Annotated in this window: 14 protein-coding genes; 9 read left to right on the top strand and 5 right to left on the bottom strand. The window is 59.3% G+C overall.

Annotated features, from left to right (window positions below):
- The first annotated feature begins 18 nt into the window (after positions 1–18).
- The 4 genes from F8N44_RS25950 to F8N44_RS25935 all read left to right on the top strand — a co-directional run bounded on the left by F8N44_RS25950 (position 19) and on the right by F8N44_RS25935 (position 4,761).
- A complete protein-coding gene (locus F8N44_RS25950) occupies positions 19–666 on the top strand; it encodes a response regulator (RefSeq protein ID WP_150652306.1) in 648 nt (215 codons plus the stop codon).
- Positions 667–774: 108 nt separating this feature from the next.
- On the top strand, positions 775–1,362 hold the full coding sequence (locus tag F8N44_RS25945) for a fimbrial protein (RefSeq protein ID WP_150652305.1): 588 nt from the start codon (positions 775–777) through the stop codon (positions 1,360–1,362).
- Between the two features lie 74 nt (positions 1,363–1,436).
- Complete coding sequence (locus tag F8N44_RS25940) at positions 1,437–2,186, top strand: molecular chaperone (protein ID WP_150652304.1); 750 nt, start codon at positions 1,437–1,439, stop codon at positions 2,184–2,186.
- Between the two features lie 85 nt (positions 2,187–2,271).
- Positions 2,272–4,761 carry a fimbria/pilus outer membrane usher protein gene (locus tag F8N44_RS25935; protein WP_150652303.1) on the top strand — a complete coding sequence of 830 codons (2,490 nt, stop codon included), beginning with the start codon at positions 2,272–2,274 and terminating at the stop codon, positions 4,759–4,761.
- Positions 4,762–4,946: 185 nt separating this feature from the next.
- Here F8N44_RS25935 and F8N44_RS25930 read toward each other — a convergent pair whose 3' ends face one another.
- The 3 genes from F8N44_RS25930 to F8N44_RS25920 all read right to left on the bottom strand — a co-directional run bounded on the left by F8N44_RS25930 (position 4,947) and on the right by F8N44_RS25920 (position 11,062).
- The gene (locus tag F8N44_RS25930) at positions 4,947–8,621 is read right to left on the bottom strand and encodes a translocation/assembly module TamB domain-containing protein (RefSeq protein WP_150652302.1); all 3,675 of its coding nucleotides are present in this window, start codon (positions 8,619–8,621) and stop codon (positions 4,947–4,949) included.
- Positions 8,618–10,345, bottom strand: a complete 1,728-nt coding sequence (locus tag F8N44_RS25925) for an autotransporter assembly complex protein TamA (RefSeq protein WP_150652301.1) — start codon at positions 10,343–10,345, stop codon at positions 8,618–8,620. The genes F8N44_RS25930 and F8N44_RS25925 overlap by 4 nt, the downstream gene beginning before the upstream one ends.
- Positions 10,346–10,411: 66 nt before the next feature.
- Entirely contained in the window at positions 10,412–11,062 is a 651-nt protein-coding gene (locus F8N44_RS25920) for a GNAT family N-acetyltransferase (RefSeq protein ID WP_150652300.1), read from the bottom strand.
- A gap of 302 nt (positions 11,063–11,364) precedes the next feature.
- On the opposite strand from F8N44_RS25920, the gene xthA reads away from it, so the two are divergent.
- Together xthA and F8N44_RS25910 are read left to right on the top strand one after the other, a co-directional pair.
- A complete protein-coding gene (gene xthA, locus F8N44_RS25915; protein ID WP_150652299.1) occupies positions 11,365–12,177 on the top strand; it encodes an exodeoxyribonuclease III in 813 nt (270 codons plus the stop codon).
- Positions 12,178–12,366: 189 nt separating this feature from the next.
- The gene (locus F8N44_RS25910; RefSeq protein ID WP_150652298.1) at positions 12,367–13,701 is read left to right on the top strand and encodes a substrate-binding domain-containing protein; all 1,335 of its coding nucleotides are present in this window, start codon (positions 12,367–12,369) and stop codon (positions 13,699–13,701) included.
- 130 nt (positions 13,702–13,831) lie between these two features.
- On the opposite strand, the gene F8N44_RS25905 is transcribed toward F8N44_RS25910, so the two are convergent.
- A complete protein-coding gene (locus F8N44_RS25905) occupies positions 13,832–15,061 on the bottom strand; it encodes an acyl-CoA dehydrogenase (RefSeq protein WP_093434163.1) in 1,230 nt (409 codons plus the stop codon).
- A gap of 157 nt (positions 15,062–15,218) precedes the next feature.
- On the opposite strand from F8N44_RS25905, the gene F8N44_RS25900 reads away from it, so the two are divergent.
- The 3 genes from F8N44_RS25900 (at position 15,219) to F8N44_RS25890 (ending at position 17,798) form a co-directional block, all read left to right on the top strand.
- Positions 15,219–16,148: a LysR family transcriptional regulator gene (locus tag F8N44_RS25900; protein WP_016986544.1), complete on the top strand. Its 930-nt coding sequence runs from the start codon at positions 15,219–15,221 to the stop codon at positions 16,146–16,148.
- A gap of 197 nt (positions 16,149–16,345) precedes the next feature.
- Positions 16,346–16,744 carry a MerR family transcriptional regulator gene (locus tag F8N44_RS25895; RefSeq protein ID WP_034154720.1) on the top strand — a complete coding sequence of 133 codons (399 nt, stop codon included), beginning with the start codon at positions 16,346–16,348 and terminating at the stop codon, positions 16,742–16,744.
- Positions 16,745–16,898: 154 nt separating this feature from the next.
- On the top strand, positions 16,899–17,798 hold the full coding sequence (locus tag F8N44_RS25890) for a hydroxymethylglutaryl-CoA lyase (protein WP_150652297.1): 900 nt from the start codon (positions 16,899–16,901) through the stop codon (positions 17,796–17,798).
- A gap of 669 nt (positions 17,799–18,467) precedes the next feature.
- On the opposite strand, the gene F8N44_RS25885 is transcribed toward F8N44_RS25890, so the two are convergent.
- Positions 18,468–20,165 (bottom strand): AMP-binding protein, encoded by a 1,698-nt coding sequence (locus F8N44_RS25885; RefSeq protein ID WP_150652296.1) that lies wholly within the window; start codon positions 20,163–20,165, stop codon positions 18,468–18,470.
- Positions 20,166–20,191: the final 26 nt, after the last annotated feature.

The following is a 20,191-nucleotide window of genomic DNA, read 5'->3' as shown; positions in this document are numbered from 1 at the left end:
ACTCTGGATAAAGCACCCATGGAAACCTTCAACGTTGTCATCGCCGATGATCATCCCATCGTTCTCCTGGGGGTACGGGAACTGGTCGAGCGCGACCGACGCTTCAACGTGGTGGGCGAAGCGGTGTGTTCCGATGGCTTGATCGAGTTGCTGAAGTCTCAGGCGGTGGACCTGTTGATCACCGATTTCAACATGCCCGGTGACTCGCCCTACGGTGACGGCCTGAAGCTGGTGGAATACGTGACGCGGCATTTTCCCGAAGTGAGAGTGCTGGTCCTGACCATGATTTCCAATCCTCTGATCCTGACACGCCTGCAGGAGCTCGGTGTGCTTGCGGTGATTCAGAAAAGCCAGCTGCACGTCGAAATAGAATTGGCGCTCAAAGCCATTGCCAAAGGCAGCCGGGTACGCCACAAAGAACCGGCCCCCACGTCCGTGCTGAACGATGGCGCCGATCTGGATGAACGTTTTTCCCGACTGTCGCCCAAGGAACATGAAATTCTGCGACTGTTCGTTCAAGGCCAAGGCGTTAACGAAATTGCCAGGGGATTGAACAGAAGTGCCAAAACCATCAGTACGCAAAAAATCTCGGCCATGCGCAAACTTGAAGTCAATAGCGATCAAGAGTTACTGGCTTATTGCATCGAACGCAACTTGTTCAAATAAACAACTGCGCACTTGTGCGTAACATCCGCGTATCTAGGAATCGTCTGATGTTCCACCGCGAGCCCGGGTTTTATTGTGTTGCTTTAACCCCACCAATGGAAAAGCAACATGAAAAAACTGTCTCGCACACTTCTCGCCTTGTCTATCTTCGCTGCCGGTAATGTCCTGGCGGCCGATCCGGTTGTGCCGACCAAAGCTGGCAGTGGCACTATCAACTTTACCGGCACCATCAACAACGATGCCTGCTCGGTGGAAGGCGCCGGCAAGGACAAAACCATTTCGGTAAACATGGGTGAAGTGTCGATCAAAGACATGGGCACCGCCACTGCGCCAAAAGGCAACGGTACGCTCAGCGTCGAGAACTTCGACATGAAGATCAACTGCAACGCCGGGACCAAAGTGGCGATGATCTTTGAACCGACCAAGGGCGCAGGCTCGGGGATCGAAACCGGTACCAAGGTCCTGAAACTGATCGACGGTCTGGGTTCTGCGAAAGGCATCGGCATCGCTTTGCTGGATGCCAACGGCGCCGTGATCGACCTGACTTCGCCGACCACCGCCCGCATCGAAAACACCCTGCAGGACAGCAACACCACACTGAAATTCTCGGCAGCCTACGTCACCACCGTTGACCCGAAACTGGCGGTAGCCGGCCGTGGCGACGCGACCCTGCCGTTCACCCTGCAATACGAATAACCCGCGCGATTCAGCGAACACTGTGCGGGGCCTGACGGCCCTGCACTTTCCTTCACTCTGCGCGGAAACTCTTCATGTTTTTACGTTCTTCCCTGTCCCTTTGCGTCGGCCTTCTGGGCCTGTTTGCCGTCGATCAGGCCATGGCCGGTATTTCCTTGAGCAGCACCCGGTTGATTTTCGACGGCAAGCATAAGGAAGCCGGCATCACCGTGCGCAACAGCGGCGCAGACGTGTTGATTCAGTCCTGGGTCGATACCGACAGCAACGAAACCGGCACGGTGCCTTTCGCCGTAACCCCGCCGCTGGTGCGCGTCAGTGGTGATGAGCAACAGATTTTGCGGGTTATTTACGAAGGCACCGGCATGCCCACAGACCGAGAGTCGGTGGTGTGGCTGAACGTGCAGGAAATCCCGCAATCGGCAAAAACCGCCAATACCCTGCAGTTGGCGGTGCGTCAGCGCATCAAGGTGTTCTTCCGCCCTGCCGGTTTGAAAAACAACGCCTATCAAGCCCCGGCCGAGCTGACCTGGAGACTGATCGAGCGTGCCGGTAAAAGTGTGCTGCTGGTAAAAAATCCGGGCCTGTATCACGTGTCGATTGCCGATATCACCGTGCAATCCGGCGCAACCAGCGAGCATCCCTTTGATTCAATGATGATTGCCCCGGGGGAACAAAAAGAGTTCGTGCTCAAACAACTTCACGCAATCAATTCGCCCCGCCTGTTATTCAGCAGCATCAACGACTATGGCGCCCGAGACCGTTATGTCGCGCAACTTTCCAGCAGCGCCGAAGTTAGCGCCAGTCTGGATAAACAAACACCATAACTCGCGTGCCGCTTTAACAGCCGCACTTTCACTGTATTTCTCTTCGCTCCGTTAGTTCGTACCGGAGGTGATATAGGGTTCCTGCATGTTTTTATTCAAGCGCGATGGCCTGGCGCCGCTTTCGGTTGCCCTGGTGTTCAGCACGACATGTCTGGCCGACGCCGATGAACAGTTCAATATTTCGTTTCTGCAAGGCGCGACATCCGCCGTCGATCTGCAATCGCTGCTCGCCGGCAGCCGCGTACTCCCCGGTACTTACCGGGTCGACCTGTACGCCAACGACACGCTGGTCGGCCGTCGTGACATCGATTTTCGGCGGCCAACTGGCAGCCACAAGGTCGAGGCCTGCCTGACCCTGGACATGCTCAAGCAAGTGGGCGTGGATATTGACAAGCTGCAGGCCAGCGGCAAACTCGACGTCGCCGATGCGGATGCCTGCCTCGATCTGCCCGCGCTGATCGACCATGCCACCGTGCGCTATGACGTGCCGCGCCTGCGTTTGCTGGTCAGCGTGCCGCAAAGTGCCATGGAGCGTGGCCGCCGTGGTTATGTCGACCCGGCGCTGTGGGACGAAGGTGTACCGGCGGCGTTCATCAATTATCAGGTGAGCAGCAACCGCAACAGCACCGATGCAGAGACCACGTTTGCCAATAACATTGGCCTGCGCAATGGCATCAACCTCGGCGGCTGGCGCCTGCGCAACGAATCCAACTTCAACAGCAGCACCGGCCGGCCGAGTACCTTCAAGAGCAACCGCAGCTATCTGCAACATGACGTCACCGCGTTGAAAGGCCAGTTCAGTGCCGGGGATATTTTCTCCGACGCCGACCTGTTCGACAGCGTGCGCTATCGCGGCTTGAAACTGGCGTCGGACGACGGCATGCGCGCCGACAGCGAGCGCGGCTACGCACCGGTGATTCGCGGGATTGCGCAATCCAGCGCCACCGTGGAAATCCGCCAGAACAATTACCTGCTGTACACCACCAACGTGCCGCCCGGCCCGTTCGAGATCAGCGACATTTACCCCAGCGGCTCCAATGGCGATCTGGAAATAACGGTTATCGAGGCCGACGGTCGACGCCGTGTCACGGTGCAGGCGTTTTCCAGCCTGCCGATCATGGTGCGCGAAGGTCAGCTCAAGTACAGCGTCTCGGCGGGTCGCTACAACAGCAACAGCGATGACCAGCAAACACCGGAATTTGTCAGCAGCACCGTGGCCTATGGCGTGAGCAGTAACCTGTCCGCCATTGTCGGCACTCAGGTCACCGATAAATTCCAGGCGCTGTCGGTCGGTGCCGGTCGCAACACCGCCCTCGGCGCGATCTCGCTTGACCTGACCCACTCCAGCAGTCGCACCTTCGGCCAGACGCTCAAGGGCAATAGCCTGCGCGCGTTGTACGCCAAGACATTCACCGGTACTGACACCAACTTCACCCTCGCCGCTTATCGCTATTCGACCGAGGGCTATCGCACCTTGAGCGAACACGTCGAAGAACTGAGCCGTGAGGGTGAGCAGCGCACCGGCAATTCGAAAACCCGCACTGACCTGACCATCAACCAGAGTCTGGGACGCAACCAGGAATTCGGCAGCCTCTACCTCAACGCCTCCGACCAGCGCTACTGGGGACGCGGTGGCTCGCAAAGTCTGTCGGCCGGATACAGCAACTACTGGCGCGACGTCAGCTACAACCTCAGCGCGACTTACACCAAGGATGTCGGCAACTATGGACCGGCGAACAACGACACGTTATTCAACCTCTCGTTGTCTTTCCCGCTGGGCTCCAAGCCCCGGGCACCGCGCGCGTTCGTCTCGGCCAGCACGCAGAAGGACAACAGCAGCACTCAGGTCGGCATCAATGGTTACCTGTCCGAAGACAGCGACACCTATTACTCGGTGCAAGGTGGCAACAGCAGCACCGGCGGCAGCAGCGGATCGGCCAACCTCACTACCCGCACGTCGGTAATGGACATCAGCGCCGGCTACAGCCAGGGTCGCGGTTACAATTCGCAGAGTCTCAATGTTGCCGGTTCCGTGGTCGGCCACGCGGGCGGGATCAACCTTGGGCAAACCGTCGGCGAAACTTTCGCTCTCGCGCAGGTCGAGGGTGTGGAAGGCGTGAAGATCGCCAGTTTCTCCGGGGCCAAAACCGCTGGCAACGGCTTCGCCGTGGTGTCCAATGCGCAACCCTATCGGGTCAACTGGATCAACCTCGACACCCGCGATCTGGGCGGCGATATAGAAATCGATAACGCGACCCGGCAAGTGGTTCCGCGCCGCGGTGCGGTGGTTCTCGCGCGCTATGCGAGCAAGACCGGGCGCCGCGTGCAATTTGCCTTGTTCGATGCGCAGCACCAGCCGATTCCCTTCGGCGCGTCACTTGAAGATGGCGCGGGCAAGCAACTGGCTATCTCCGACCCGAGTGGCAAGGCACTGGCGCTGGTCGAGGACGACGCCGGCACCCTGACCATCAACTGGCAAGGCCAGCGCTGCGAGGCGTCGTATGCACTGCCCGAACGTGACAAGGCGCTGAATTACGAGCGCGCATCCTTGATATGTCGCCCGGATCAAAACTAGCAGCGAGATTGCTCGCGAAGAGCTGTCAGCCGCACCCTCTCTGTTGGCTGGAAAGCCGCCTTCGCGAGCAGGCTCGCTCCCACATTTGATCTGCGGCAGGCACACATTCATGTCAGCCGGAGATCCCTGTGGGAGCGAGCCTGCTCGCGAAGGCCGCGCCTCGGTTCAAATAAAACAGGTGCGATCTAGAAATCCCGTTTGTAGAAAATATCCAGCGAACTGGCCACGCCACTGGCCGCTTCGACATACACCTTCTTGCTCAGCTTGTAGCGCAGCGCAATGGTGCTGGCCGGTTCAAACACGCCAACGCCATAACGCAAACTGAGCTTCTCGGTAATATTGCCGCTGGCCACAACACTCGTGGCATCGCCGCTGCCTGCAGTGTCGAGCTGGAAATCCTGAATCCCCAGATCCTTGGCCAGGCTGCTGGTGACCCCGGAACTGCCCATCAAGCCCAACCCCAACGCCGCTTGCGCGAGCATGTTGTTGTCTTCGCCGTTGGTGCTCAGCGGACGGCCCAACACCAGATAGGAAAGCGCCTGCTCCTGGCTCATCGCCGGTTCCGAGAAGATCTGCGTAGTCGGCTGTTCGGCGCTGCCGCTCAGGCGAATGCCGGCAATCACGTCGTCGGTCTGGCGAATCGCTTCGATGTCCAGATACGGCTGATCGAGGGGGCCGGCGAACATCAGACGCGCACGGCGCACTTGCAGGCGCTGGCCGTAGGCACTGTAGCGGCCGTCGTTAAGCCACAGTTCGCCACGGGTGTCCATGTTGTCGCCGATGTGCACATGGCCTTGCACGTTGGCGGTCAGGCCAAAACCGGCGAAGGCCAGTTTGTCTTCGCCGACCACCACGTCGATGTCCATTTTCATCGCCAGCGGTGGTTTACCCTCTTCGGTCTGCGCGCCGACGATGATCGTGTCGTCGGAGACTTTCACCGTTGATGGCGGCAATTCACGCACGGTGATTTCGCCTTTGGGCACCTGCACTTTGCCAGCGATTTTCAGCTCGTCGCCGGCCATGGAAATCTTCAGGTCCGGCGCCACTTCCAACTTGGCATAAGGCTCGACGGTGACCGGCAACTGCGTGCCTTTCAACGCCAGATCGACCACCAGCGCCTGACCCCAGGCAACGTTACCGTTGAGGCTGCCCTGCCCGCTCTTGCCGCTTTTCCAGCCGCCGTCGAGGCGTACCGATTCGCCGGCAATCAGGGCGGTGAGTTGCAGGTTCTGCAGCTCCATCGGCAACTCGGCGCCGGACACTTCGCCGTCGCTGAGTTGCACGGTGCCGTTGACCAGCGGCGCCAGCAATCCGCCGGAAATGGTGCCGCTGCCGTTGAGGCGCCCGGTGAGTTTCTCGACCATCGGCACAAACGGCCGCGCCACCGACAAATCCAGCCCACTGAGACGGAACGAGCCGCTCAGCGGTTTGTTTTTCGGCAGTGGATTGAGCTGCGCCTGCACCATCAATTCGCCGAGTTTGCCGCCAACGAAATTGAGTTCGGTGTCGACACGCTTGGGCGTGAGTTTGCTGGTGAGTTTCAGGGTCTGGTAGGGGAAATCCAGCCACTGATCCTTTTCCTTCATGCGCAAGGTGCCGCCGCTGGCGTCAACGCTGACCACACCGTTCGGGCCGCTGGCCGGCAGATCCAGTTGCAGATCGGCGTTGAGTTTGCCTTGCCAGGCGAAGTCTTTCGGCAACCATTGCGCCAGACTTTCGATCGGGAATTGCTTGAGGTGGTAGCGCAGTTTCGGCTCTGGCATCAGGCGCTGATCTTCACCGCACAGGCTGGCATTGCCGGACATCCAGCAATGCGCGCCGAAGTTGATTTTGCCGTCAGCCAGACGTTCGAGTCTGGCCGGGTTTTGCAGTTTCCAGTCCTGGCCACCGGCCTGAATGTCGCCACTGGCCAGACGACCACGCCAGTTGCCCTTGTCCAGATTGCCATCCAGACCGAGGGCCAGTTTCAGCTTCGGCCCGATCAGATCGAGGTCGAGTTTCTGCTTTTTGATATCGCCCTGAGCGCTGGCGGTTAGCGTGCCCAATGAAGTGTCACCCGCCTGAATGCCGGCACCTTTCAGATCGATCTTCGCCCGCTGTGCGCTGTCGAGGGTGGCATCGAGGTTGAGGCTTTGCAGGCGATTGTCCTGGAACGCCAGTTGCGAACCTTGCAGGCCGAGTTTGCCCTGCGGCGCTTGCAGCGTACCGGCCACACTGACCTGACCGGTGACCTGCCCGCGCAGTTGCGGCCAGAGCTGGGCCAGACGCGACAGCTTGATGTCGATCTGCCCGGTGAGTTTCTGTTGCAGACTGCCCTTGCCGCTGATGCTGTTGTCGCCGAGACGGATTTGCAGGGCGTTTAGATTCCACTGCTCGCCAGCGCCGTCGGCCTTGGCCTGCAAGATCGCTGGTTGACCGCGCAGCTTGCCTTTCAAGTCGAGGTCGGCGGTGAGACTCAGGCGCTCGTTCTTCATTTCGCCCTTGCTCTTCAGCGGCCCGGCCAAAGTGCCCGGCAATTCCGCAACCCAATAAGCCGGATTCAGCGCCGACAGATCCAGCGCCGTGTCCCAAGCGATGCCATCGGCGAACTGTACGTTGACGTGCCCTTCAGCCTTGCCCTGCCCGGCTTCCATTTTCAACTGCGGCAAAGCGATCTGTTTAAGGCTGCCGCTGAACGGACTGCTCAGGGTAAACGCACCCGCCGGGCCATCCAGCGCGGCGGCGAAGTTACCGAGGTATTGACCGTCGGTGTAGGAAACTTCGCCAGTGAAAGTACGCAAGGCGACCTCTGGCTCGTCGATTTCGTTATAGAGCCGATGCCACGGGAAATCCTGCCAGTTGATATTGGCTTGCGCGCTGAGGCCTTTGCTCCAGTCGACACTGCCAGTGAGTTTCAGGCTTTGCTTGTCGTTGGCCGTCAGGTCGAGGCCGGCAATCTGCGCGCCGCTGGCGTCGACTTTGCCTTGGAGCAGCAGCGCCACCGGGCCTTTATCGGCGGGCAGCGTGGCGTTGCCATTGAGCTGGTAACCGTTTTTCAGGTCGCCTTCGCCGGTCAACAGCAATTGATTGAGTTGCAGAGTGTCGGGCAGATCGGCGCTCGGCTTGAACGCGTCGGAAGTGATGCGCACCTTGGCCGGCAGGTTTTCCGCCAGCGGTTGCAATTCACCGCTCAACTGGCCGTCGAGGTAACCCCGGCTGTCGGCGTGCAGGTTGAGGGTTTTCAACAGATCGCCGTCGATCTTCAACGCCAGTGTCCACGGCCCCGTGCCCGGCGATGGCAAGGTCAGGTCACCGGCGATGTTCAGCGGCCAGTTGCCGGTCGGCGTAAGTGTGCCAGACAGGTTCAGGCTGAGGTCGTCGCGCTGCAATTTCACACTGTCGATCTGCATGCCCTGGGCAGTCCAGTGCGCCGCCAGTTGCAAGCCCTTGAGCTGTTCGCTGCCGTTGAACAAGAGACTGCCGACCTGCACGTCGCCCAGCTCGATGGCCACCGGCAATTGCAGATCCGGCAATTTGATCGGGCCGCTTTCAGTGGTTTCTTCACTCGGTGGAAATTGCAGAATCACCTGATCAGCCTTGAGCTGTTCGATACACAAGGTCATACGGGTCAGGCACAGCGGCGACCAGGCGAAGATCGCCTTGTTCAGCTCGACGCGGCTGCTGTCCTGCTGCCACAACAGGTGATCGGCGCTCCACTGCCCGCCGAGGCGGCCCTGAAAATTTTCCACGCTCAAGCCCGGCACGAGGCCCAGCACCCAGCGGCTGCCAGCCGCCGTGCCGAGTACGGCGGTGACACTCAATACAATCAACAACAGCAGCGCCAACAACGCCAGCGCCGTAATTTTCAAACCACGCTTCACAGCTCAGGCCCCATGGAAAAGTGCAGCCGGATGCCGCCATCGTCGTCGAGTGCGTGGGCCAGGTCGAGGCGGATCGGCCCCACCGGGGAGACCCAGCGCACACCAATACCGACCCCGGTCTTGAGGTTCGGCAGTTCGAGTTTATTGAAGGAGTTGCCCTGGTCGACGAAGGTCGCCACGCGCCATTTCTCGGCGATCGAGTATTGATACTCGACGCTACCGGCGATCATGTAACGGCCGCCGATCCGGTCACCGTCGGAGTTTTTCGGCGACAGGCTCTGATAGTCGTAACCGCGCACGCTCTGATCGCCACCGGCGAAGAAACGCAGCGACGGCGGAATCGAGTTGTAGCCGTTGGTGGCGCTGCCGCCGACCTGTACACGACCGAGGAAACGGTGTTTGTCGAATACCGTGGTCAGGCCTTTGACCAACGCCGTGCCATATAGAAGGTTGTTGTCCGAACCCAAGCCTTCCTTCGCCACTTTGCTTTCGAAGCTCAGGCGATAGCCGTTGTGCGGGTCGATGCGGTTGTCGCTTTTCAGGTAGGAATAGCTGATACCGGGCATCAGCAAGGTACTCAGGCCGGAGTCGTCGCCCAGCTCATATTCTTCGCGCTGCCATTTCAGCGAGATCACCCGTTGCCAGCCGCTCGGCAATTTGCTGTGCCATTCCGGGCCGAAGGTCAGCAGTTTGCTCAGCGTGTCGGAACCGTCGATGTCTTCGAACTGATAACCGCCGGCCCAACGCAGTTTGTCGGTCAGTGGCGGATCGAGCGGGATGTCGTAGAACAGCCCGACGTTTTGCCGCGGTGCCGAGAGTTCGGCTTCCCAGCCATAGCTGTCGCCTTGCGGATTGACCCAGTGGCGGGTCCAGTTGGCTTTGATGCGCGGGCCGACGTCGGTCGAATAACCGAGGCCCAGACCCATGGTGCGCGGCTTGCGCGTGTCGAGTTTGACCTCCACCGGGATCACGTCGTTCTGCGCGGCGGTCGGCGCGGCATCGACGCGTATGCCTTCAAAATAGCCGCTCGATTGCAGATCGCGGTTGAGTTCGGCGATCAGCTCGGAGTCGTACGGCTCGCCTTCCTTGAATGGCACCATGCGTTGCAGCAAGTCTTCGTCGAACGGTGTATCGCCTTCGAATTTGACTTTGCCCAGCGCATAACGCGGGCCGCTTTCGTAGATCAGTTCGACGTCGGCCACACCGGCGCGAGGGTCGACCATGAGTTTCTGACTGGTGAAATGGCCACTGAAGAAACCGAAGCGCGAGGCCTGATTCTGAATAAGTCTTTTGGCGTCTTCGTAACGGCCATGATTGAGCACGGCGCCGGACTTGAGCACGTCGCTTTTCGGTACACGAAAGGATTTGAGGGAGGCAGCCGGACCGTCAACACGGATGGTGACGTTGCGCAGGCGGATCGGCTCGCCGGGATCGATGTTCAGCACCAGACGCGGTTTTTTGCCGCCCTTGACGTCACTTTCGATCTGCGGCTGGTAGTAGCCCAACGCCTGAGCCGCTTTGCGCGCCTGCTCTTCGGCACCGCGACTGAAGCGCTGCAGGGCTTCTTCGTCACGATCGCCGAGGCTGCCGATATAGCCTTCTATATTGGCCTTGAGTTCATCGTTGGACGGTTTGATCCGCACATCCAATTCACTTTGCGCCAGCGCCGCGCAGCTGGTTAACAGCATGAGCACGCCACTGGTAAATCTTCCTGGAAACTTCATAGGCGCGGATGCTATCACGGGCTTGGGAGCGTGATAGAACAGGAAATTTCCCAAGAAGTTCGATTGTCATGCTGTTGCAGTTTGTAACACCTGCGGATTGGCGTGGAAAAACACGTGTTCACGTACGGGCCCGACGGCAACCTCGCCGATCTCCTCGTAACCCTGCCTTTTATAGAATTCCAGATAGCGCGGGTTGCCGGTGTCGAGCACCACGCCTTGCGAGGTTTCGTCGACGGCGCACCAGTTGTGTACGGCTGTGAGCAATTGTTCGCCGAAGTGTTTGCCCTGGAACTGCGGATGAATCCCCAGCAGCGGCAGCATGTGCACCGAATCACTGGGCACACACGCGGTGACGGCGTCGTGGTAATCGAGATAGCGGCGGGTGCAGCGAAAACCGGTACTGAGCACCATGCGCAAACGCCACGCCCAACTTTCGGTGATGCCCAAACGGCGTTGCGGCGGCGCGATCAGGGCGATGCCGATCAGGCGGTCGTTGACCAGCAGGCCGATGGCCGGCAGATCCTGCAGAAAGTGTTGCTTGACCAGTTCGCGCACCGTCGCCCGCACACGTTGCTCGTAACCGGGGCGTTCGGCTTCGAACAGGTAGCCGAAGGTCGGTTCGTGGCGATAGGCCTGATAAAGCAGCGAGCGGGCTTCGCGGGAATAGCCGCGGTCGAGCATATGAATGTCGGCGATGGCGGTCTGGGTTTCAGGCATGACGGTGATTCTCCCCGGGGCGCGTTCAAATGGCGGCGCTCTTGTTGGTACGAACCTTTTGACGTTGGCACAGTTCCCCACAGGTATAGACCAACTCGGGATCTTCATCGACCAGGCGGCCGTCAATCGCGAGCAGGCTCGCTCCCACATTTGGAACGCATTCCCCTGTGGGAGCGAGCTTGCTCGCGAAGAGGCACTTACAGGCAACACAAATCCCACAGACAAAAGTGATTTCTCCCACCCCACACTGGCCCCCATCCCACATGTCAGCTAGCATCGCCCTTTTGCCAGGACTGCCGACCATGAAGATCGTTTCCTTCAACATCAACGGACTGCGCGCCCGTCCGCATCAGCTGGCAGCGCTGATCGAAAAACACCAGCCCGACGTGATCGGCCTGCAGGAAACCAAAGTCCACGACGACCAGTTCCCGCTCGAAGAAGTCCGCGCCCTCGGCTACCACGTGTACTTCCACGGCCAGAAAGGCCATTACGGCGTGGCGATGCTCTCGCGTCAGGAACCGATTGCGATCCACAAAGGGTTCGCCACCGATGAAGAAGACGCCCAGCGTCGCTTTATCTGGGGCACCTTCGCCGACGCCAATGGCGTGCCGGTGACGATCATGAACGGCTACTTCCCACAGGGCGAAAGCCGCGACCACCCAACCAAATTCCCCGCCAAGCAGCGTTTTTACAGCGATCTGCAAGCGTTGCTGGAAAGCCAGTTCCACAACGAACAGCCGCTGGTGGTGATGGGCGATGTAAACATTTCCCCGGAAGACTGCGACATCGGCATCGGCCCGGACAACATGAAGCGCTGGCTGAAAACCGGCAAATGCAGCTTCCTGCCGGAAGAGCGCGAGTGGATGGCGCGCCTGAAGAATTGGGGCCTGACCGACAGCTATCGGCACCTGAACCCGGACGTGACCGACATGTTCAGCTGGTTCGACTACCGCAGTCGTGGCTTTGAAGATGAGCCGAAGCGCGGGCTGCGCATTGACGTGATTCTGACGTCGCATGGTTTGTTGCCTCGGGTGAAGGCGGCGGGCGTGGACTATGAATTGCGCGGGATGGAAAAACCGTCCGATCATGCGCCGATCTGGCTTGAACTGGCCTGATCTTCGAATCTCTTGAAATCCCCTGTGGGAGCGAGCTTGCTCGCGAAAGCGGAGTGTCAGTAACCAGAGATGTTTCTGATACAGCGCATTCGCGAGCAAGCTCGCTCCCACACTCGATCTCTGTCATCTTTCGGTCATGCGCCTGACTTAATCTCCCCGGCAATCCCCTTGGCTTGATTCGGTGCCGGCATGACCCTGCGTGTTCTGTGCGTTTTTCTCTTGAGTGCGTGGCTGTCGGTTTCGGCCGCCGCCCTGCCCCTTCCTGAAAACGGTCCGGCGCTGCGCATTCAAGGCTCCAACACCATCGGCGCCGAACTCGGCCCGGCGCTGGTCGAAGGCCTGTTGCAAGAACAGGGTCTGCTGAAAATCCACCGCGAAACCCCGGACACCGCCAACGAACTGCGCATCGTCGGCCAGACCAGCGAAGGCAAACGCGTGGTCGTGGAAGTCGCCGCCCACGGTTCCAGCACCGGTTTCACCGCGTTGAAAAACGCCAGCGCCGATCTGGCCGCGTCTTCCCGCGAGATCAAGGACAGCGAATTGCAGGCCTTGCAATCACTGGGCGATCTGAAAAGTCCCGCCGCCGAGCAAGTCATTGCCATCGATGGTCTGGCGATCATTCTTCATCCCGACAATCCATTGCAGCAACTCGACACCGAGCAACTCGCGCGGATCTTTGCCGGCGAAGTGAAAACCTGGGAAGACCTCGGCGGGCGTGGCGGTGCGATTCATTTATATGCGCGCGATGATCAGTCCGGCACGTACGACACGTTTAAGGAGCTGGTCCTCAGTCGTCGTGGGAAAAGTCTGAGCAACGCGGCGAAAAGGTTCGAGTCCAGCGAGCAATTGTCCGACGCCGTCAGCGCGGATCCGCAAGGTATCGGTTTCATCGGTTTGCCTTACGTGCGTCAGGCCAAAGCCGTGGCCATTACCGATGGTGCGTCGCAATCGATGTTGCCGCTGAACAGCCTGATCGCCACCGAGGACTATCCGCTGTCGCGGCGCTTGTTCTTCTATCTGCCGCCCGACAGCAACAATCCTTGGGCGAAGGCGTTGGTGACGTTCGCGCAAAGTCGTCAGGGCCAGGCGATCGTGGCGGCAAACGGTTTTATCAGTCAGACCGTGCATGCCATGAGCGTCGCGCCGAATGCGCTGATGCCCGAGGGTTATCAATCCCTCAGCCGCCACGCCCAGCGTCTGACGGTGAACTTCCGTTTTGAAGAAGGCAGCGCGAACCTCGACAACAAGGCGCGTCAGGATCTGGCGCGAGTGTTCGACTATATAAAGCGCCACGACAAGACCGAGCGCGCGGTGACATTGGTTGGGTTTGGTGATGCCAAGGATGACCCGGCGCGGGCGGATTTGCTGTCGAAGCTGCGGGCGATGGCGGTGCGGCGCGAGTTGGTGAAGAACGGCGTGGTGTTGCGTGAGGTGCGCGGCTTTGGCGCGTTGATGCCGGTGGCGGCGAACAATGCGGATGAGGGGCGGATCAAGAATCGGCGGGTTGAGGTTTGGGTGTATTGAACCTGATGGTTATGTACTGAATGTTCAGGCCCCTTCGCGAGCAGGCTCGCTCCCACATTCGATTTGTGAACGCCACAGATCCAATGTGGGAGCGAGCCTGCTCGCGAAGGGGGCGACGCGGTCTTAAGTCTTAATGACCGCTACGCAGCATCTCCTTCGGCACATATTTGCCGATCTCGAACTTGCCGATCGCCGCGCGGTGCACTTCGTCGGGGCCGTCGGCCAGGCGCAGCGTGCGTTGCATGGCGTACATGTAAGCCAGCGGGAAATCGTTCGATACCCCTGCCCCGCCATGCATCTGGATCGCCCGGTCGATCACGCGCAGTGCGACGTTCGGCGCAACAACCTTGATCTGCGCGATTTCGCTTTTCGCCACTTTGTTGCCAACGGTGTCCATCATGTACGCCGCTTTCAACGTCAGCAGACGTGCCATGTCGATTTCCATCCGCGAGTCGGCGATCTTGTCGACGTTACCGCCCAGACGCGCCAGCGGTTTACCGAATGCGGTACGGCTCACCGCGCGTTTGCACATCAATTCCAGGGCCCGCTCGGCCATGCCAATCGAGCGCATGCAGTGGTGAATGCGGCCTGGGCCAAGGCGACCTTGAGCGATTTCGAAGCCGCGACCTTCACCGAGCAGGACGTTTTCGTACGGTACACGTACGTTGTCGAACAGTACTTCGGCGTGGCCGTGTGGTGCGTCGTCGTAACCGAATACTGGCAGCGGACGGACGATTTTCACCCCGGGGGTGTCGACCGGCACGAGGATCATCGAGTGCTGGGCGTGGCGTGGTGCATCGGGATTGCTCAGGCCCATGAAGATGAGGATCTTGCAGCGCGGATCGCAGGCGCCGGAGGTCCACCATTTTTTGCCGTTGATCACCCACTCGTCGCCATCACGCACGGCGCGGGCGGCCATGTTGGTGGCGTCAGACGAAGCAACGTCGGGTTCGGTCATGGCGAATGCCGAGCGGATTTCACCGCGCAGCAGTGGTTCGAGCCAGCGCTGTTTCTGCTCTTCGTTGGCGTAGCGCACCAGCACTTCCATGTTGCCGGTGTCCGGCGCCGAGCAGTTGAACGGCTCCGGGCCGAGCAACGAGCGGCCCATGATTTCTGCCAGTGGCGCGTATTCGAGGTTGGTCAGACCGGCTCCGAGCTCCGATTCCGGCAGAAACAGATTCCACAGGCCTTCGGCCTTGGCCTTGGCTTTGAGCTCTTCCATGATCGCGGTCGGCTGCCAGCGATCGCCTTCGGCAACCTGGCGCTCGAACACGGCCTCGGCCGGGTAAACGTAAGTGTCCATGAACGCGGTCACGCGCTCACGCAGTTCTTGCACCTTGGGCGAATAAGCGAAATCCATGATCAATTACCTTCTTGGGCAGAGGTTGTTCAAGTCATGCAATCGATGCTAGAACAGCGCTGATAATTTACCTAGCCTATTCTCGGCGTGTATAAACATTCATCACCGATATATGATCCAGTGATCGCCAGCCCTTAAAAACAAGAGAAGCCGCGTTATGAATCTGAGCAAGGTCGACCTCAACCTTTTCATCGTCTTCGACGCGATCTACACCGAAGCCAATCTGACCCGCGCCGGGCAGATTGTCGGCATTACCCAGCCAGCGGTGTCCAACGCGTTGGCGCGGTTGCGCGAGACCTTTAACGATCCGCTGTTCGTGCGCACCGCGCAGGGCATGGTGCCGACGCCGATGGCGCAGAACATCATCGGCCCGGTGCGCAACGCGCTGTCGCTGCTGCGCGTGTCGGTTCAGGAAAGCCGCATTTTCAACCCGGCACAAGCGGTCAAGACCTACCGCATCAGCATGACCGACCTCACCGAAGCGGTGATTCTGCCGCCGCTGTTCCAGCGTTTGCGCCGTTTGGCGCCGACGGTGATCATCGAAAGTTTTCTGTCCAAACGCCGGGAAACCACCAAGGAACTGGCCGCCGGGCGTCTGGATTTTGCCGTGGATGCGCCGCTTAACACCGACCCGCAGGTGCGCCACGTCAAGCTGATGGAAGACCGTTACGTGTGCGCGATGCGCAAGGGTCATCCGATGGCGGGCAAGGAAAAGCTGTCGCTGGATGACTATCTGTCGCTGACGCATATCCACATTTCCAGCCGCCGCAGTGGTTTGGGTTATGTTGATCTGGCCCTGGGCAAAATGGGCATTCAGCGCAAGATTGCCCTGCGCTCACAGCATTATTTGATGGCATCGCAGGTGATGCAGCAGACCGACATGGTCATGACCGTGCCGGAGCGCTTTGCCCGTCGCCATGAGCTGCAGGCGTTTAATCTGCCGGTCAATGATGTGCCGCCGGTGGAGACGCATCTGTATTGGCATGAAAGCACTGACCAGGACCCGGCGAACCGCTGGATGCGCGAGCAGATGATCGAGTTGTGCCAGCAGGTGACGGCGCAGGAGAAGAAGCTGGATAAGGTGTAAGAAATTACACCGCGTTATCGTTCTTCGCGAGCAGGCTCGCTCCCACATTGAATCGCATTTCAGCTGGAGAAACGCGGTCGAATGTGGGAGCGAGCCTGCTCGCGAAGGGGCCATCAAATACACCACAGATCATCCCGCTTGACGTAAACGTCAACCTGCCATTAGCTTAGCGCCAAGACCTTTTTCCGAGCGCTTCCATGAGCAGCCAGACTTACAGCATCTCCGACCTCGCCCGCGAGCTGGACATCACCACCCGGGCGATCCGCTTTTATGAAGAGCAAGGCCTGCTCAGTCCTGAGCGTCGTGGCCAGGAACGCATCTACTCTCCCCGCGACAAGGTCAGCCTGAAGCTGATCCTGCGCGGCAAGCGCATCGGTTTCTCGCTGGCCGAGTGCCGCGAACTGATCGAGCTCTACGACCCCTCCAGCGGTAACACCAAACAGCTCAACAGCATGCTGGCGAAAATTGCCGAACGCCGCGAGCAACTGGAACAGCAGTTGCTGGATATCGAACAGATGAAGCTCGAACTCGATACCGCTGAAGAGCGCTGCGTGCAGGCGCTGGAGCAGACGCTCAAGAGCCAGCAGGCCATCTAACGGATCAAACACTGTTCCCTGTGGGAGCGAGCCTGCTCGCGAATGCAATTTGTCATTCGACATCTATGCTGATTGACCCGGCGCATTCGCGAGCAGGCTCGCTCCCACAGGGGGATATCCGCAGACTTCAGATAACTACAACAGGTCAACCGCCATGTCCCTCCCCTCCCAAGTACGCCTGATCGAAGTCGGCCCGCGCGATGGCCTGCAGAACGAAGCCCAACCGATCAGCGTCGCTGACAAGGTGCAACTGGTCGATGCTTTGAGCGCCGCTGGCCTCGGCTATATAGAAGTCGGCAGTTTCGTCTCACCGAAATGGGTGCCGCAGATGGCCGGTTCTGCCGAGGTCTTCGCGCAGATCCAGCGCAAACCCGGCGTGACCTACGGTGCACTGGCGCCGAACTTGCGCGGGTTTGAAGACGCCATCGCGGCCGGGGTCAAGGAAGTCGCGGTGTTCGCTGCCGCCTCCGAAGCGTTCTCGCAGCGCAACATCAACTGCTCGATCAGCGAAAGCCTGGCGCGGTTTGCGCCGATCATGGAGGCCGCGCAGCAGCACGGCGTTACCGTGCGCGGTTACGTGTCCTGTGTGCTCGGTTGCCCGTACGAAGGCACGGTCGCGCCGGAACAAGTGGCGATGGTCGCGCGCGAGTTGTATGCGATGGGCTGCTATGAGGTTTCGCTGGGCGACACCATAGGCACCGGCACCGCTGGCGCAACTCGCCGCTTGTTTGAGGTGGTGTCGGCGCAAGTGCCACGGGACAAGCTCGCCGGGCATTTCCACGACACCTACGGTCAGGCCATGGCCAATATCTATGCCAGTCTGCTTGAAGGCATTTCAGTGTTCGACAGCTCTATCGCGGGCCTCGGCGGCTGCCCGTACGCCAAAGGCGCGAGCGGTAACGTTGCTACCGAAGATGTGGTGTACCTGCTCAATGGCTTGGGTATCAAGACCGGAATCGACCTGGACGCCTTGATTGCCGCGGGTCAGCAGATCAGCGCGGTGCTCGGCCGCCCAAGCGGTTCGCGCGTGGCCAAGGCTCGTAGCGCTCAGTGAGGGGGGAAGGTGTTACCGCTGTGTCGGGAATGTGGGGTTCAAGCGAGTAACACGGAAACAAATTGTCTGGTTTCGCCGGACTGAAAAAACGCCTTAATTTTCAAGCTATTGATTTATAAAGGATTTTAAAAGTTGGCATGGCTTCTGCTATCTCTATGGCATAACAAGAATAAAAAGCAGCAAACCAATAAAAACAAGACGTACCGACTCTGACATAACAAAAACAACACGGCAGAGACGCAGCTAACAGATTTTTTTGGAGAAGGTGTGCTTTTCAGGGTGCTCTCAGGAGTGACCCGCAACCGGGCAGAGAACAATAAAACTACCTTCAGGTAGCTCCCGAATCGGTTGGATCGCTTAGCGAGAAAGTAGATCAGCGCTCAAAAAAATACGTTTGCTCTTGACCCCGGATGGGGGTCGCCAAAAACAGCGGTAAAGGGCCACGGTTGCCAAAAACAACAACAGACCGACCCTCAAATAATAAAAAAGAGCACGCGACGACAAAATTAAAGGGGAGCCTCGGCTCCCCTTTGTGCTTTCTGTGATTTGTGTTTTCACTGCGTATCCCCTGTGGGAGCGAGCCTGCTCGCGAAAGCGTTGTATCAGACACATCTGCCCTGAATGACACACTGCATTCGCGAGCAGGCTCGCTCCCACATTGAATCCTCGTCAGGCGTGCTTTTCGCGTAGCTCTTCGATGCTCATTTCCCGCATGCGAAATTTCTGAATCTTGCCCGTCACCGTCATCGGAAACTCTTCAACGAACTTGAAGTGCCGTGGCGTCTTGAAGTGCGCGATGCGCTCCTTGCACCACGTTTGCAGTTCCAGTTCGGAAGCACTGTGGCCGGGGTGGAATTTGATCCAGGCGACAATCTCTTCGCCGTAACGCGAGCACGGAATGCCGATCACCTGCACATCCGCCACCGCCGGATGGGTGAAGAAAAACTCTTCCAGCTCACGCGGATAAACGTTCTCGCCACCGCGAATGATCATGTCCTTGTTACGCCCGGCGATGTTGACGTAACCCTCCTCGTTCATGCTCGCCAGGTCGCCGGTGTGCATCCAGCCCGCCTCATCGATGGCTTCGGCGGTGGCCTGCGGATTGTTCCAGTAGCCGAGCATCACGCTGTAACCCCGGGTGCAGAGTTCGCCGATGGCGCCGCGCGGCACGAGGTTGCCGGCCTCGTCGATGATCTTGCTTTCCAGTTGCGGCTGCGTACGGCCAACGGTGGTCACGCGCAATTCCAGCTCATCGTTCGGCCCCGTTTGCAGCGACACCGGGCTGGTTTCGGTCATGCCATACGCAATCTGCACTTCGCTCATGTGCATCTCGCTGATGACCCGGCGCATCACTTCGATCGGGCACGTCGCGCCGGCCATGATGCCGGTGCGCAGGCTCGACAGATCGAATTCGCCGCGTTGCGGCTGGTCGAGCATGGCGATGAACATGGTCGGTACGCCGTAGAGACCGGTGGCTTTTTCTTCGGCGACGGTTTGCAGGGTCAGCAATGGATCGAAAGCGTCGTTGGGGTAAATCATCGTGCTGCCGTGGGTGATGCAGCCGAGGTTGCCCATGACCATGCCGAAGCAGTGGTAGAGCGGCACCGGGATCACCAAACGATCATGCGGGGTCAGGCCGATGCTTTCGCCGACCATGTAACCGTTATTGAGGATGTTGTAGTGGCTGAGGGTCGCGCCCTTGGGGAAACCGGTGGTGCCGGAGGTGTACTGAATGTTGACCGGTTGATCGAAGTGCAGGCTGTTGCTGCGTTCGCTGAGTTGTTGCGGGGTAACATTGGCCGCCATGCCGGACAATTGCGACCACGGCAGGAAACCTGACGGTGGCTGCGGGTCGAGGCTGATCACCCCGCGCAACTGCGGCAAACGCTCACTGCGCAATTGGCCAATGGACTGCTCGGCCAGTTCCGGCACCAGGCCCTGCAACATGCCGTGGTAGTTGGAGGACTTGAATGCCCCGGCGCAGACCAGCCATTGGCAGCCGGATTGCTTGAGCACGTATTCGAGTTCGGAACTGCGATAGGCCGGGTTGATGTTGACCAGGATCACGCCGATTTTCGCCGTAGCGAATTGGCTGATGCACCACTGCGCGCAGTTCGGCGCCCAGATACCGAGCCGATCGCCGCTCTGCAAACCCAAAGCCAGCAGCGCTCTGGCGTGCAGATCCACCGCATCGGCCAGTTGCCGCCATGAGTAGCGCAACTGCTGATGGCGCACCACCAGCGCTTCACCGTCCGGGTATTGCGCAACAGTCTGATCGAACTTCTGCCCGATGGTCATCGCCAGCAAGGCTTTGTCCTGAGAGCCACGGGTGTAGCTGCGCTGCGGGTTTGCACTGGATTGATCCATGACGACCCCTATTGTCTTTATTAGTG

Origin of the sequence: Pseudomonas fluorescens, from assembly GCF_902497745.1 — a bacterium.
GTDB lineage: Bacteria > Pseudomonadota > Gammaproteobacteria > Pseudomonadales > Pseudomonadaceae > Aquipseudomonas > Aquipseudomonas fluorescens_BM.
Note: the sequence above shows the minus strand (reverse complement) of the source record. Positions and strands in the feature narration are given on the sequence as shown.